At 59.8% G+C, this 14862-nt stretch carries 14 protein-coding genes and 2 pseudogenes; 10 read left to right on the top strand and 6 right to left on the bottom strand.

Annotation, left to right across the window (positions count from 1 at the left end; all coding sequences use genetic code 11):
• Positions 1–2 precede the first annotated feature (2 nt).
• A complete protein-coding gene (locus tag KHP07_RS22435) occupies positions 3–557 on the top strand; it encodes a hypothetical protein (protein WP_214498050.1) in 555 nt (184 codons plus the stop codon).
• A 271-nt stretch (positions 558–828) separates the two neighbouring features.
• On the top strand, positions 829–1095 hold the full coding sequence (locus tag KHP07_RS22430) for a hypothetical protein (RefSeq protein ID WP_122768404.1): 267 nt from the start codon (positions 829–831) through the stop codon (positions 1093–1095).
• 631 nt (positions 1096–1726) lie between these two features.
• Here KHP07_RS22430 and KHP07_RS22425 read toward each other — a convergent pair.
• The 3 genes from KHP07_RS22425 to KHP07_RS22415 form a co-directional block, all read right to left on the bottom strand.
• On the bottom strand, positions 1727–2029 hold the full coding sequence (locus KHP07_RS22425; RefSeq protein WP_214498049.1) for an antibiotic biosynthesis monooxygenase family protein: 303 nt from the start codon (positions 2027–2029) through the stop codon (positions 1727–1729).
• On the bottom strand, positions 2026–3006 hold the full coding sequence (locus KHP07_RS22420) for a zinc-dependent alcohol dehydrogenase family protein (protein ID WP_214498048.1): 981 nt from the start codon (positions 3004–3006) through the stop codon (positions 2026–2028). Before KHP07_RS22420 ends, KHP07_RS22425 begins: the two co-directional genes overlap by 4 nt.
• Before the next feature lie 93 nt (positions 3007–3099).
• On the bottom strand, positions 3100–3402 hold the full coding sequence (locus tag KHP07_RS22415; protein ID WP_025855055.1) for an ArsR/SmtB family transcription factor: 303 nt from the start codon (positions 3400–3402) through the stop codon (positions 3100–3102).
• Positions 3403–3744: 342 nt separating this feature from the next.
• On the opposite strand from KHP07_RS22415, the gene KHP07_RS22410 reads away from it, so the two are divergent.
• On the top strand, positions 3745–4203 hold the full coding sequence (locus KHP07_RS22410; RefSeq protein WP_099492304.1) for an Hsp20 family protein: 459 nt from the start codon (positions 3745–3747) through the stop codon (positions 4201–4203).
• A 52-nt stretch (positions 4204–4255) separates the two neighbouring features.
• On the opposite strand, the pseudogene KHP07_RS22405 reads toward KHP07_RS22410, so the two are convergent.
• Positions 4256–4939: pseudogene (locus tag KHP07_RS22405) on the bottom strand (cation:dicarboxylate symporter family transporter); the annotation flags it as partial.
• Here KHP07_RS22405 and KHP07_RS22400 point away from each other — a divergent pair.
• Both KHP07_RS22400 and KHP07_RS22395 read left to right on the top strand, forming a co-directional pair.
• Positions 4937–5257 (top strand): annotated as a pseudogene (locus tag KHP07_RS22400) (LysR substrate-binding domain-containing protein); the annotation flags it as partial. The pseudogenes KHP07_RS22405 and KHP07_RS22400 overlap by 3 nt on opposite strands.
• A gap of 283 nt (positions 5258–5540) precedes the next feature.
• The gene (locus KHP07_RS22395; RefSeq protein WP_214498047.1) at positions 5541–6452 is read left to right on the top strand and encodes a LysR family transcriptional regulator; all 912 of its coding nucleotides are present in this window, start codon (positions 5541–5543) and stop codon (positions 6450–6452) included.
• Here KHP07_RS22395 and KHP07_RS22390 read toward each other — a convergent pair.
• Positions 6449–7105, bottom strand: coding sequence for a TetR/AcrR family transcriptional regulator (locus KHP07_RS22390; protein ID WP_214498046.1), 657 nt, complete (start codon positions 7103–7105; stop codon positions 6449–6451). The two genes, KHP07_RS22395 and KHP07_RS22390, sit on opposite strands and share 4 nt — an antisense overlap.
• Before the next feature lie 122 nt (positions 7106–7227).
• On the opposite strand from KHP07_RS22390, the gene KHP07_RS22385 reads away from it, so the two are divergent.
• The 5 genes from KHP07_RS22385 to KHP07_RS22365 all read left to right on the top strand — a co-directional run bounded on the left by KHP07_RS22385 (position 7228) and on the right by KHP07_RS22365 (position 12351).
• Entirely contained in the window at positions 7228–8439 is a 1212-nt protein-coding gene (locus KHP07_RS22385) for an MFS transporter (RefSeq protein ID WP_214498045.1), read from the top strand.
• Positions 8440–8500: 61 nt separating this feature from the next.
• Positions 8501–8935, top strand: coding sequence for a hypothetical protein (locus KHP07_RS22380; protein WP_099492312.1), 435 nt, complete (start codon positions 8501–8503; stop codon positions 8933–8935).
• Positions 8932–10392 carry an ATPase domain-containing protein gene (locus KHP07_RS22375; protein WP_214498044.1) on the top strand — a complete coding sequence of 487 codons (1461 nt, stop codon included), beginning with the start codon at positions 8932–8934 and terminating at the stop codon, positions 10390–10392. The genes KHP07_RS22380 and KHP07_RS22375 overlap by 4 nt, the downstream gene beginning before the upstream one ends.
• Before the next feature lie 8 nt (positions 10393–10400).
• Positions 10401–11420, top strand: coding sequence for a sensor histidine kinase (locus tag KHP07_RS22370; RefSeq protein WP_214498043.1), 1020 nt, complete (start codon positions 10401–10403; stop codon positions 11418–11420).
• 133 nt (positions 11421–11553) lie between these two features.
• On the top strand, positions 11554–12351 hold the full coding sequence (locus KHP07_RS22365; protein WP_214498042.1) for a DNA/RNA non-specific endonuclease: 798 nt from the start codon (positions 11554–11556) through the stop codon (positions 12349–12351).
• Here the strand turns inward: KHP07_RS22365 and KHP07_RS22360 are convergent.
• Positions 12302–13570, bottom strand: a complete 1269-nt coding sequence (locus tag KHP07_RS22360) for an MFS transporter (RefSeq protein WP_214498041.1) — start codon at positions 13568–13570, stop codon at positions 12302–12304. The genes KHP07_RS22365 and KHP07_RS22360 overlap by 50 nt on opposite strands.
• Positions 13571–14862: the final 1292 nt, after the last annotated feature.

The raw sequence follows: 14862 nt of genomic DNA, 5'->3' as shown, positions 1-14862 counted from the left end.
TGATGGCTATTCATAAGGTTGGAGAGGAAGAGCTATTTTTGTTGCTTAATAGACTATCGGGAGTAGTCGACTTGAGTAAAGATCTGCCTGCGAATATTTTTATGGGCGATGAGCTGGTTTTTTGGTTTTTTGAGCGACCACTTATTTGTTTGGTTGATGTGTTCGCGGGGTTGGTTGCTGAAAGCGTATCAAGCTTGATATCGAGTGTTTTTATTAAGTTTTCTGGCGCGGAGTTTTTAGAGCAGTCCTGCTTTTCTATGGGAGGGAAAGACGTTAATGAAGACGTCATCTGGCTGAATGAGGGAGCTGACGATTTTTTTGGTGGGAAAGTCGGCTATCCAATCTATTTTTTTAATGGCACATTTGATTGGGTGGCATTTGAAAGTGCCTTTGAAGAGTTTGGTGTGATTGCAGTGAAATCATCTGCTCTTAAGAAGGATTTCGAGATGTATCTAAATGCTAATTTTATTTCTATGCGAGAACTACGTGAGTTGGCTTCCGGCTCATTGATTGAAGCTAGAATCGCAAAGGCTCTAATTGATTCTTATGGTAGTTGAGAGGGCGAATATGGCCGAGAGCAAAGTTTGAGAAAAAAGTAATTCACTGCCTTCTGGCACGAACGGCCGGCCTTCATGACTTGGGCCAGAAACAACGATGATGCTTTGGGATATGGAAAAGTAACCCACAATGGCCCAGGTGGGTATGTGGTTCAGTACAACTTAGGAAAGGTCATCGGGACGGATAAAGCTGGGAACGCAGTCAAATCCATCCATGTGAATGTTCGCGATGGTATCATTCACACAGTGTATCCCTATTGAGGGCTGGTTGATGAATATGAATGTTATAGAACGATTTGTGCAGCAGGAATTAGATACTCATGTTAGAGGGGTCCTGCAGGGCGCCATCGACGAGAAGCGTAGTTCTGAAAACGTCTATAAACGAGAGTTTGAATTCAATAGCTTTGATGTGGTTTTGGACTTTTCAAGAGCAAGGGTGATTGTGCAAGACGTTTTGATCGCTGGCGAAGATGGTGATCAGGAAATCTCTATGTCAGACTTCATTGATGTTTGTAACTTGAAAGGATTAGATCGGTAGATCGTGCGGAAGTCATTATGCCTATGGGCTTGAATGCTGTAGCTGTCAGCGGTTAATATTCCAGATGTATATTCTTTGTAGTTGATGGTCTTGCCGGTGGCAGCAATAGGACCCGCTTGATGGGGTTGACTAGCCTTTTTTTGCGATGGTGGATGACGCTGAAAAAATACTTCTGGCCGGAGACTGGCCGGAAATTCCTGACATTTACAGCGTTTCAAAAGAGTATGGCTATGCCGATGCCAAGGAAAAACGGCCTGGGTCAAGCTAGAAGGATAAGGCACCCATTGGCTGCAAAGATGTGCACACAGATAAGGTCGAGAAAGTAGATCACTGAGACGCCTCGTCTCCGGGTAGCTGACAACGACCGTCTCCTTTTCTTACAGATCATTAATTTGCACAGCTTTGACAAGCCAACCCAACCCGACTAACTTTCCTGGCGTGACGCATTCATGCGAACCACGCTATGCAGCAATCCCATCTCTCCACCACGTTTTTCGTGGCCCCTGTGCGCCTAACAGCTAGCAAATGACTGTCAATCATTGGGTCCCTGGTTCGAGTCCAGGTCGTGGAGCCAGATAGCGACATCAAGAGAAGCCTGCAGAGATGCAGGCTTTTTTTTGCCTTGGATTTTCTAGTCGATAAACCCCGCCCCCCCCTCAATGTGATAAACCTGCGGTTCCTCCGAAAAAAACGCCTCCAACCCCAGCATGAACAGCCGATGGTCCTCACTCGCTTCAAACACCGGCGTGTGGTGCTCCAGCGATTCCCAGCGCACGATCAGGTTGAAGCGCTCCGGTGTTTCAACGCCCTGGGCAAGCATATGGCCCAGGTAGCCTTGCGCACGGCTGAGCAGTGGCGCCACCTCGGCAAAGGCAAGCCTGAAGGCGTCGATGTGTTCCTTGTGAACAGGCAGCACGGCGATCTCGTAGATCATGACGTTGCTCCTTGAGTAGGCTCGACAGCAATTGCGATCTTCCCTTGGATGCCGTTGTTGGGGCTCTCCAGGCGGGCATGGGCGCGTCCAATGTCGGCCAGCGAGTAGACGGCGCCCACATGGGGGCGCAGTTGGCCCTGCGCAACCAACGTGCTCAGCTCATCCAGCTTGCCGCGATTTTGCCGCGTGAACACGAAGTGGTAACTCGCATTTTTGCCCCAGGCCTGGACTAGGTTCTGTGGCTGGGTGATGTCGACGATCGACACCACGCGGCCCAGTTGCGCGAGTGCGTCGGGGCTGCGCGACAGCGTGTTGCCGCCGATGGTGTCGAACACCACATCGACGCCGCGCCCACCGGTTTCCCGCAGGATGGCGTCAACGTAGTCCTCCTTTTCGTAGTTGATGATCACGTCGGCGCCCATGCTTTCAACGAACTCAATGTTGGCTTCGCGCACGGTGGTGAACACCCTGGCGCCGATGGCTTTTGCCAGTTGGATCGCCACGTGGCCGACGCCGCCGGCGCCGCCATGTATCAGGATACTTTCCCCGACCCGAAGCGCTGCGCGCACGGTCAGCGCTTCCCATGCCGTGCCGCCAACCAGGCTCAGGCTGGCCGCTTCAAGGTGGCTCAGGGCGGGCGGTTTCTTGCCGATGATGTTTTCGGCTGCGACGTGGTATTCGGCGTAACTGCCGGGGCCGTCGAAGATCTGCGGGGTGTACCAGACTTCGTCGCCGGGCGCGAAGTTCGTCACGCCCGGGCCGATGGCTTCGACAACGCCTGAGACGTCGTGGCCGGTGATGGCGGGGAGGGGTACCAGGTCGGCATAGTCGCCGCGCCGCACCTGGTAATCCAGCGGGTTGATAGACGTTGCGTGGACCCGCACCAGTACCTGTCCTGTCTGCGGAACCGGCGTGGGCACCTCGCAGCGTTTGAACGAATCCGGGCCGCCAAATGAGTCGAGCATCATCGCTTTCATTGCATTACCTCGTTTCAGTAACAGTGGGGTTCAGTAGCAGTGAATTTCGGTAAAAAGGGATATCGGGAATTCTCGATATCCTGGGGTAAAAAATTACAGCTCCTTGCCGATGATTTCGGCCAGGGCGCTGATGGTTGCTTCGTTGCGCTTGTAGTAGGTCCACTGGCCGATGCGCCGGGTTTCAATCAAGCCGGCTCGATGCAGCGTGGCCAGGTAATCGGACACAGTTGACTGCGACAGCCCGACGCCCTCTTGGATGCTGCTGACGCAGACGCCCACGGTATGAACGTCCCCTTCATCCTGCGGGGGGAAGTGCTTTTCGGGGTCCTTCAAACCTTTCAGGATTTCAAGTCGAGTTCGGTTTGAGAGGGCTTTGAATATGTCGAGTAGGTCCATGGCGCTAGGATATCGAGATTTACCGATATGTCAATGTGCAAAGTGAAGCCATGATTTTTTCCGGTGCCCAGGCCATCGCCATTCCTTGGGTATACCGAGTTGCCGCTGGTACCGGCGCAGTGTGACGTGTTTGAAATCGGTGCCCACCGGGTCGCCTTGGTTGATCCCACAACGGTCCTTGCGCGTAGGTGTGTGAGCCTTTCGTTGGGGGCTTATCGCATCGGGTAAATTTTTTTGTGGGCGCCGCTTGAAAATTTTAAGCCTGAACCTACATAGGTTTTACGCGATGCCGAATATGGGTCGCGTACCAAATCACTTGGAGAAACCTCAGGAGATTTTGCAATGGCTACTACTCTTTCGTTGGCCCCACTGTTCCGCCATTCCGTCGGCTTTGACCGTTTCAACGACCTTTTCGAATCGGCGCTTCGCAGCGAGGCCGGTACCACCTACCCACCGCACAACGTCGAAAAGCACGGCGATGACCATTATCGAATCGTCATCGCGGCGGCAGGCCTGGTGGAAGATGACCTGGAAATCCAGGTGGAAAAGGGCGTGTTGACCGTCGCCGGCGGCAAACGCGAACACAATGAAGGCATCACCTACCTGCACCAAGGCATTGCCCAGCGCGCGTTCCGCCTGTCGTTCCGCCTGGTCGACCACATCGAAGTGCAAGGCGCACAGCTTTCCAATGGCTTGCTGAGCATCGACCTGCTCAGGGTCGTGCCGGAGGAAGCCAAGCCTAAACGCATTGCCATCGGTGGCGCTGCTAAAGCTGAGGTGAAATCCATCGGCGAGCAGTGAGTTGAAATGAATAAAGGCGCTCTTTGGAGCGCCTTTATTCGTAAGGCCCTCGCTAACGTGAAGGCACATTCTTGGCGCTCGGTTCGTGCGTCGCCTTAGCGTCACCACCCTCCCACTTGGCAATCACCAACGGCGCCAGCGCATTGCCCAGCACGTTCAGTGCGGTAGTCGGCATTTCCATCAAGCGATACACCCCGGCAATAAACGCGATCCCCTCCAGTGGCAACCCGGCACTGGCGAGTGTTGCCGAGAGAATCACGAACATGAACCCCGGCACACCCGCAGCCCCCTTGGAGGTGAGCACCATGGTCACCACCAGCAGCGCCTGATCCCCAAGGCTCAAGTCGATTCCGTATAGCTGCGCCACGAATAGCGTGCCGATGCCAAGGAACAGCGAGGCGCCGTCGAGATTGAACGAGTAACCCACCGGCACCACAAAGCTCACCAGCGAAGGCGGCACGCCGTAGGTCTCCAGCTTCTTCATCAGTTGCGGCATGACCGACGCCGAACTCGCGGTGGAGAAAGCCAGGATCAGCTCATCCTTGATATGGCGCATCAAGGCAAACAGATTGATCCCGCACAGGCGCGCCACCAGGTTGAGCACCACCAGCACAAAGAACGCGATGGACACGTAACTGACCATGATCAGCTTGGCCAACGGCAGCAACGAGCCAAAGCCGAAGTTGGCCACGGTCACGGCGATCATGCCGAACACGCCAATGGGCGAGTAGGCCAAGGCTCACAGTCGGGGACCGGGATGATCTACGAGCGCTGGCTGGCGGCAAACAACGTGCAGATGCCGCGCACCCTCACCAGCCACAACCTGCTGGTGCAGGCCGGGTTGGCGCTGTCGGGGATTGGCGTGAGCTACCTGCCGGTGGCGTGCCTGTCCCATCTGATCGAGCAAGGCACGTTGCGCGCGTTGGTCACCCAGCCGGCGTTGCCGGATATCCAATACGTGGCGCTGCACCGGGTGGACCGCCAGTTCGGCCTGAACCAGGACGTGGCGAAGCTGGCCCAGGCCTGCTGCGATTTTTCGCGGCTGTTGTTTTAGCGCCTATCTTTGGACTTTGGACCGTCCGAATCCTACGAGCTCAAGTATGTGGTCAAGCTGGATGAGCCTGGCTTGTACTAGTTTCGCTTTCTTTCGCGGATGAAGAGCGACCCTATCGAACGCCACGAACTCAGAATGAACACACCTTCGATTGTTGAGTATTCAGCCGGCGCCGATGCGTATGTCACTGTGCCGAAGGCGGTTGAATAGCGCGGGAGTTGTTGTATTTACTTGCGGTGGGCTGGTAAGTATGGCGACACCTATTTACCCGGTGTAATGCGTCATGAAGCGCCATTTCGAAGATTTGCAGCTGGGCAGTATCGAACTGTTCTGCCTTGCCGCCGAAGCCAACAGCTTCACCGCCGCCGCGCAGGTTGCCGGTGTCACACCCGCCGCCGTGAGCCGCAGCATTTCGCGCCTGGAAGAACGCCTTGGCTCGCGCCTGTTTGTGCGCACCACTCGCAGCATTCGCTTGACTGACAGTGGCCGGACCTTCTTCGAACAATGCCGCCAGGCCCTGACTCAACTGGTGGAAGCCCAGCAGGAAGTGATGGGCGCCCAGGCCGTGCCCTCTGGGCTGCTGCGTATCAGCATTCCCACCACCTACGCCCATCACCGCCTGCTGCCGTTACTACCGAAGTTTCGCGCCTTGTACCCGCAGGTCACGGTGGATGTCCATATCAGCAACCGCAATATCGACTTTGTCGCCGAAGGGTATGACCTGGCCATCCGTGTACGCGCCCAGCCCGACTCGTCACTGATCGCGCGCTTGTTGGAAGACGCTGAATTGGTGGTGGTCGCGGCACCGTCCTACCTGAAACGCGCCGGCGTGCCACAGACGCTGGCGGATTTGCCCGCCCATGAATGCATCCAGTACGAACTGCCGAGCAACGGTCGGCGCATCGCCTGGCTGTTCCAGGTCGACGGCAAGGCGCAGGAGTACGCGGGGGAGGCAGGGTACAGCTGCTCCGATGATGTGCTGGGCGGCGTGACCCTGGCCAAGCACGGCGCGGGGTTGTTTCAGACCTACAAGTTTATCGTCGAGCAAGAATTGGCCGATGGCAGCCTGGTGGAGGTTTTGCAGCCTTACGGCGGACGCTCGCGACCGTTTACCTTGCTGTATCCCCATGGGCGGTATGTGCCGCACCGGGTGCGGGCGTTTGTGGATTTTCTGATGCAATGTCGGGAGGCTTAGCCTCCGGCATGCAGGCATCGCCCCTGTGGTGAGGGAGGCGCGATGGATGCAGCAATATCCCAGGTCAGCAGCAATTGGCTGATCGCCGCGTCGATGGCTGCATGGGGCACGCCGTCGCGCGCCAGTATCGAAACGCCCTGCAAGAAACTGTCAAACACCGCCGCCATGGCCGAGGCGTTGATCGTCTCCGGCAACTGCCCCGCGCTGATGGCGCGCTCCACACAGGCCACGATCCCCGCCCGCGTGCGCAGCCGCGATTGCGTCAATCCATCCGCCACCCGCGCATTCTCCGGGCTTGGTGCGCTCATCACGCCCAAGGCCACCATGCAGCCCTTGGGGTGCCCGTCTTCACACTGCATGCGTGCGGATTGGCGCAGTGCGGTTTCAACGGCCTGGCGCGGGAGCAGGTTTTCATCCCATAGGCATTCCGTGACCCGGGCGTAGGTGGCGAGGTAGCGCTGCACACACTCGTCGAACAGCGCTTCTTTGGAGCCGAACGCTGCGTAAAAACTCGGTGCGGAGATCCCGCCCCCCAGGCCGGCCTTGAGCCGGGCGAGGGAGGTGGCATCGTAGCCGTGCTGCCAGAACAGGTGCAGGGCCTGGTCCACGGCGAGTTGGCGGTCGAAGGTGCGGGGGCGGCCCATCTGTGCCATGTCTGATCTCCGGTGGGGAAGCGAGATAAATACTAGTCGATACATAAGTCGTTGACAACGTGGCGCGCTCGCCTGCAACATTTGTATCGATCAGTATTTAAGTCCCGCTCAAGGAGTTTTCCGTGACACCCTCACTGACTTTATCGGCGTCATCCGACCGCCTGCCCATCGGCGCCTTGCTCGCCCTGGCCATGACTGGCTTTATCTGCATCGTCACCGAAACCCTGCCCGCTGGCCTGTTGCCGTTGATCAGTGACGGCCTGGCGATCTCCCCATCGATGGCCGGGCAGATGGTCACTGCCTATGCCCTGGGCTCGGTGCTGGCGGTGATCCCGATGACCATTGCCACGCGTGGCTGGCGCCGGCGCAATGTGCTGCTGCTGACCATCGTCGGTTTTCTGTTGTTCAACTCCATCACGGCGCTGTCGTCCCACTATGGCGTGACGCTGGTGGCGCGTTTCTTTGCGGGCGTCGCGGCCGGGTTGGCCTGGAGCCTGCTGGCCGGTTACGCCCGGCGCATGGTCGCGCCGCATCAACAGGGCAAGGCGCTGGCGTTGGCGATGGTCGGTACGCCGATTGCACTGTCGTTGGGTGTGCCGCTGGGCACCTGGCTGGGCGGGCTGGTGGGGTGGCGCACTACTTTTGGCTTGATGTCGGCCGTGAGCCTGGTGCTGATTGCCTGGGTGTTGGTGAAGGTCCCGGACTACGCGCCCCAGCCTGCGCACCAACGCGTGTCGTTGGGCAAGGTGTTGACCACGCCAGGTGTACGGCCGGTGCTCGCGGTCGTGATCAGTTGGATGCTGGCGCACAACATTCTCTACACCTACATCGCACCCTTCGTGGCGCCTGCCGGCTTGGCGGATCGGGTCGACCTGGTGCTGTTGGTCTTCGGGATCGCTGCGTTGGCGGGGATCTGGATCACCGCCAGGTTGGTGGAGCCGCTGTTGCGCCTCACGGTCCTCACCAGCCTGGCAGTGTTCGGGGCCGTCTCGTTGGTATTGGGCTTGTTCGGCAGCGTGGCGCAGGTGATCTACCTCGGCGTGGCGGTATGGGGCCTGAGCTTCGGCGGTGCTGCAACCTTGCTGCAAACGGCCTTGGCCGATGCGGCGGGGGATGGCGCGGATGTGGCGCTGTCGCTGAATGTGGTGGCCTGGAACAGCGCGATTGCCGGCAGTGGCGTGGTCGGCGGGGTGTTGCTGGACACCTGGGGCGTGGCGTCGTTTCCCTGGGCCATGCTGGTGCTGGTCGGCGTGTCCCTGGCGATTGCCTGGGGCGCCCGTGCCCATGGTTTCAAGCCCGGGCGGCGGGCGGGTGCGGCAGTGGTGGCGCATTAAACCTTCGGACGAACGCCATAGGGTGTACGCTGGGCCTCAATTCATCGGATATTAGCCCTTCATGTCCACGCAAAGCGAAGAGAGCCGCCAGATCGTAGCGTCTCTGGCGCACCGTGCTGGTCCCACCGCTGATATTGCAGGCATCGCCGAGGCGATCATGTCGATATTGCAGGACATGGACGCAGCACTCACCCCCATCATCGGGCAGCAAGGCTGTGTCGCGCTGTTGCGCCGCAGCCTGCACCTCAGTGCATCGACCCAGGCGCGCCTGGCCGGTGTGCACGACCGCGCGCAGGCCGCACCGGATCGGGCCGGGCTCAAGGCCGCACTGCTTGAGCTGAGTGAAGCCGATGCACTGTTTTTCGGTGAGGTGCTGCTCACCACCTTTTATACCTTGCTCACCACGCTGATCGGGCCCTCGCTGACTGCTCGCTTACTGCGCGACGTGTGGGAACCTTCTTTGAGCGACACCCCTTCGCAGGAAAATTCGCCATGAGCACCAAAGTAACTATCAACCGCCTGGCTACCGGTGTGCCAGGGCTGGACGAGGTGCTGGGCGGAGGTTTGCCGGAGTTTTCGTTCAACCTGATCGCCGGCCCGCCTGGCTGTGGCAAAACCACACTGGCGCACCAGATGATGTTTGCCCTGGCGACACCCGAACGCCCAGCGCTGTTTTTCACCGTACTGGGCGAGCCACCGCTGAAGATGCTGCGGTATCAGCAGCAGTTCGACTTCTTCGACAACGACGCCATCAACCAGTCGATTCGCTATATCAACCTGGCCGACGACACCCTGGCCGGGGACCTGGACGAAGTGCTGCGCCGCATTGTCAGCGAAGTGGAGGCACACTCGCCGTCGCTGGTGTTTGTCGACTCCTTCCGTTCGGTGGTGCTCGCCAGCCAGACCCAGCACAACCCGAATAACAACCTGCCGCAGTTCGTGCAACAACTGGGCATGTTGATGACGACCTGGCAGGCGACCACCTTCCTGATCGGCGAGTACTTCACCGAGACCGACACCAACCCGATCTTCACCGTGGCCGATGGGCTGATCTGGTTGCGCCAGAGCGTCGAGCGCAATTCGATGGTGCGCAAGATGGAAATCATGAAGATGCGCGGCCAACCGACCTTGCCGGGGCTGCACACCTTTCGTATCGCCAGTTCCGGCATCAAGGTGTTCGCACCGGCAGCGATCAACCCGGTCGAAGCGCCGATGACGCTGCCTGTGCAACGCCTGAAAATGGGCGTTCCACGCCTCGACGATATGCTCGGCGGCGGCCTGCCTCGCGGCTATTCGCTGCTGGTGGCGGGGCCGTCGGGGTCGGGCAAAAGCATCCTCGCGGCAACCTTCCTGGCCGAGGGCGCGCGCAATGGCGAAACCGGCGTTATCGCGGTGTTCGAGCAGCGGCCCAACCGTTCGCAAAATGCCGTATTGGCCGACTTGATCCACAGCGGCAAGGTCGGCCTGGTGGACAGCCGGGCACCGGACCTGTCGATCGATGAAATCGTCCAACTGCTGCTCAGTGAAATCAGCCGCTTGAACGCCACACGGGTGGTCATCGATTCGCTGTCGGGCTTTGAGTTGGCCCTGGCGCCGACCTTCCGCGCGGACTTCCGTGAGTCGTTGTCACGCATGGTCACCGCGCTGACCCGCGCCGGGGTCAGTGTGTTGATGACCTCGGAACTCGAAGACCGCTACACCGACCTGCGCTTCAGCCCCTACGGCACGGCGTTCCTGACGGATGCGATCATCGTGCAGCGCTACATCGAAGTGCGCAGCCGGCTGCTGCGCATCATGGCCGTGGTAAAGGTGCGCGCCAGCGCTCACTGCGATGAGCTGCGCCAATACCACATCAATGACGATGGCCTGCAGATCGGCGAGATGCTCGCCGACCAGGAGGGGCTGCTGGGTGGTCGCCCGACCACCTTGCGCACAGGCGCTGAAAATGTGTGAGTTGACTTATGAGTAAAGGCACAGGCGGGGACGCGCGTGAGGTGGCCAATGCCGCCCATGAACTGTTCCTGCTCGGCCAGAAAACGGTTGAAGCGCGCGCGGTGTTGGCCGCACTGCAGCAACAACTGAGCGACGCCAACAGCCGCCTGGTGGATTCCCAGCACGTCGAGCAACTGATCGAGGCCAATCAGCAGTTGGTGCTGGCGATCCTGCTGGCGCAATCCGACGCGGTCGCGGCGCCTCAGGTCGAGGAGCAGCAGCTGTTCCAGGAACTGCGCGAAGCCAATGCACAACTGGTGATCGCCGCACTCAGTGCCCAGGACCTGCAGGCCACCGCCGAACGTGCGTTGGGTCAGCAGAAAAGCATCCTGGCGATGGTCGCCCATGAACTGCGCAACCCACTGACGCCCATCAGCCTGATTGCCGAGCGCATGGTCCGGCTGCCCAGCGACCAGCTGCCGCGCATGCGCGAATTGATCGAAGGCCAGGTCCAGCATATTTCCCAACTGGTCGACGACTTGTTGGATGTGTCACGCGCCAGCACCGGCAAACTGCGCATCAACCGCCGCGAAGTGGACATGCTGCGCATCCTCAATGCCGCTGTCGACGCCTGTAGTCCGGTGATGATCACCCGCAAGCAGCAATTCGATGTGGCGCTGCCCGACGCCGTGCTCAGCCTGAACGGCGACCCCGTGCGGCTGGCGCAGATCCTGCACAACCTGCTGGGCAACGCGGCCAAGTACACCCAGGCGGGTGGCACCATTGCGATGAAGGCGACCGTAGAGGCCGGGCAATTGAGGATCAGCATTGCCGACAATGGCATCGGCGTGACCGCCAAGGCCCTGCCGTTCATTTTTGACCCTTATGTGCAGGACGCCCACGCCATCGGCTTCAACAGCGCCGGCCTCGGCATCGGCTTGACCGTGGTGCGCGAACTGGTCGAAGCCCACGGCGGAACGGTCACGGGCAAGAGTGAAGGGCACGGCAAGGGCAGCGAATTTGTGGTGACGCTGCCGCTGTCGGTCTAGCAGGCTGAACCTGCGGCACCAAATTGACTTATGAGGGTCCATAAGCCCCGCGCGGCCGACTGTGGTCGTGCGTCTGTCGGCTCCGTGCCTCGGAGCCTGTCGTCCGTTTTACCCTCACCATAAGATCTAACGCATGTACCTACGCAACATTGCAGTCGGGCTGTCGGCCCTTGTTTTGCTCTCCACCGCTGTAGACGCACGCAGCCTGGCCAATCCCTATACCCCCGCGCAGCAACGCAGCTCGTTTGACGGTTGCGCCCAACTTTTTCCCGCCACCACCCCGATCAAGACGGCCACCGTTGCGGCGTCGATGAAGCCCCTGGCCCTGTGTTCCGACACCTTTGCGGTGCTGTATTCGCAAACCAGCAAGACGCCACTGGTGGTGGTCGAGCGCCTGAATGCCGCGCAATTGAAAGACGCCAAGGGCGAGGAGCGCACCAACCAGTTCTATGCGGACCCGCGCATTCCCAAAGGCGGTCGCGCAGAGCTGAGTGACTACCGCAGCCAGCACCCGGCCGTGGACCGTGGCCACCAGGCTCCGGCCGCCGACGCGCCGAACGCCCATGCCATGGCCCAATCCTTCGCGCTGTCGAACATGGTGCCGCAAGACCCCACCAACAACCGCAAGATCTGGAGCAAGGTCGAGGCCGACGTGCGCAAGTTTGCCAAGCGGGCCGGTGGCGATGTGTATGTGTTCACCGGCCCATTGTTCGACGCGGGCTACGGCACCATCGGTGACAACAAAGTCTGGGTGCCGACGCGCCTGTTCAAACTGGTGTACGACGCCTCGAGCCAGCGCGCCTGGGCCTACGTGTTACCCAACGCCGAGACGCGGATCCAGAAGCCGATGGACTACGCCACCTTTGTAAAAAGTACCGGGCTCAAGTTGCTGGGGGATCTCCCGGTTTCGGGGTCGGTGGGGCGGACGTGATCGACGCGGGCCGATCCAGCTGGCGTTTGAGGGTGTAGAGCGCCACCCCCACGGCAAGGATGCCCGACACTGCGCCGACCACCAGCGCCCAACGTGGGCCCAGGTGGTCGGCCACCCAACCGACAATCGGCGCACCGATCGGTGTACCGCCCAGGGCCACGCCGACACGCAGGGCGATCACCCTGCCGCGCATGGCTGGCTCGGTGGTGAGCTGCATCAGGCTGTTGGTAGTGTTGCTGAAGGTCATGGCGCCCACGCCGATAATCACCAGCGCCACCGCAAACAACCCGTAGTTCGGCGCCACGGCCGCCAACGTACAGCCAATCCCGAAGATCGCCGCACCGTTGAGCAGCGACTTGAACTGCGGCCGTTCACGGCCTGCCGCGATCAATGCGCCGGCGATAGTGCCAATGGCCAGTGTCGAGGACAGCAGGCCATACCCGCGCGCATCGGTCTCGAACACGCGCACTGCCATGGTCGAGATGAAAATCGGGAAGTTCATGCCGAAGGTGCCGATCAGGAACAGCATCAGCAGGATCGCCTTCAAGTCCGGTCGCGCCCACACATAACGCAGGCCTTCGGTGAGGCTGCCCTTGGTGCGCAAGGCACGGACCTTGGCATGCTGCCCTGACACCTGCAGGAAAAACAGCGACGCCAGCACCGCAAAAAAGCTACTGCCATTGAGCAGGAACGCCCAGCCGGTGCCCACCGACGCGATGGTCAGCCCGGCCACCGCCGGGCCGATCATGCGCGCCATATTGAACGAGGTGGAATTGAGCGCGATGGCGTTGGACAAGTCCTTCTCGCCTACCAATTCCGCTACGAAAATCTGCCGCACCGGCGCATCGAACGCCGAGGCACAGCCGGACAGGAAGGCGAACACATACACATGCCACAGCTCGACAAAACCGGTGATGGTAAACACCCCCAGCGTCAGCGCCAGCAGACCCATGACCGCCTGGGTCACGATCAGCAGTTTGCGTTGGTCGTAGTGGTCGGCAGCAAAGCCGGTCCACGGCAGCAACAGCAATTGCGGCCCGAACTGCAACGACATAACGATACCGACAGCGGCGGCGTTGTGCGGGGTGAGCTGAGTGAGTACCAGCCAATCCTGAGCGGTGCGTTGCATCCAGGTGCCGATATTGGAAACCAGCGCACCGGCGGCCCAGATGCGGTAATTGGGGCTGCGCAGGGAACGGAAGGTGCCGAGGAAACTCATGGCGGTGTTCGTGACTCCTCAAGCAGGCCAGGACGATTGGAAGATGACCTGGCAACAGTGTGCGGCGAGTGCCGTCCACAACCACAGTGAACATCAATGGGGGAGTTGTCGAGCTTTAGCGAGGCGGCGGCATTGCTGAAATACCCTTTGCCTGACACACCGCCTTCGCAGCCTCGCTAAAGCTCGACAGCTCCCACAGGAGACCGGCTGTGTCTGTTGAGTTTTCGGCTCACAGGACCATTGCGGCGCATGCAGTAGCCGAGAGCAATAAAGATCCAATGTGGGAGTTGTCGAGCCCCAGCGAGGCTACGAAGGCGGCGGCACTGCCGACATATCCCTTGCCTGATACACCGCCTTCGCAGCCTCGCTAAAGCTCGACAGCTCCCACAGGAGACCGGCGGTGTCTGTTGGGTCCCGGTTCACAGGACCATTGCGGCGAATGCAGTACCCGACAGCAATAAAGATCCAATGTGGGAGTTGTCGAGCCCCAGCGAGGCTACGAAGACGGCGGTACTGCCGACATATCCCTTGCCTGACACACCGCCTTCGCAGCCTCGCTAATGCTCGACAGCTCCCACAGGAGACCGGCGGTGTCTGTTGGGTCTCGGTTCACAGGGCCATTGCGGCGAATGCAGTAGCTGAGAGCAATAAAGATCCAATGTGGGAGTTGTCGAGCCCCAGCGAGGCTACGAAGGCGGCGGCACTGCCGATATATCCTTTGCCTGACACACCGCCTTCGCAGCCTCGCTAAAGCTCGACAGCTCCCACAGGAGACCGGCGGAGTTTGTTGGGTCCCGGTTCACAGGGCCATTGCGGCGAATGCAGTAGCCGACAGCAATAAAGATCCAACGTGGGAGTTGTCGAGCCCCAGCGAGGCTACGAAGGCGGCGGCACTGCCGATATATCCTTTGCCTGACACACCGCCTTCGCAGCCTCGCTGGGGCTCGACAGCTCCCACAGGAGACCGGCGGTGTCTGTTGGGTCCCGGTTCAAAGGGCCATTGCGGCGCATGCAGTACCCGACAGCAATAAAGATCCACTGTGGGAGTTGTCGAGCCCCAGCGAGGCTACGAAGGCGGCGGCATTGCCGACATATTCTTTGCCTGACACACCGCCTTCGCAGCCTCGCTAAAGCTCGACAGCTCCCACAGAAGACCGGCGGTGTCTGTTGGGTCTCGGTTCACAGGGCCATTGCGGCGAATGCAGTACCCGACAGCAATAAAGATCCAATGTGGGAGTTGTCGAGCCCCAGCGAGGCTACGAAGGCGGCGGCACTGCCGACATATTCTTTGC

It is taken from the genome of Pseudomonas sp. VS40 (genome assembly GCF_018587885.1).
Taxonomy (GTDB): Bacteria; Pseudomonadota; Gammaproteobacteria; order Pseudomonadales; family Pseudomonadaceae; genus Aquipseudomonas; species Aquipseudomonas pergaminensis.
This window is presented reverse-complemented; position numbering and strand designations above follow the sequence as displayed.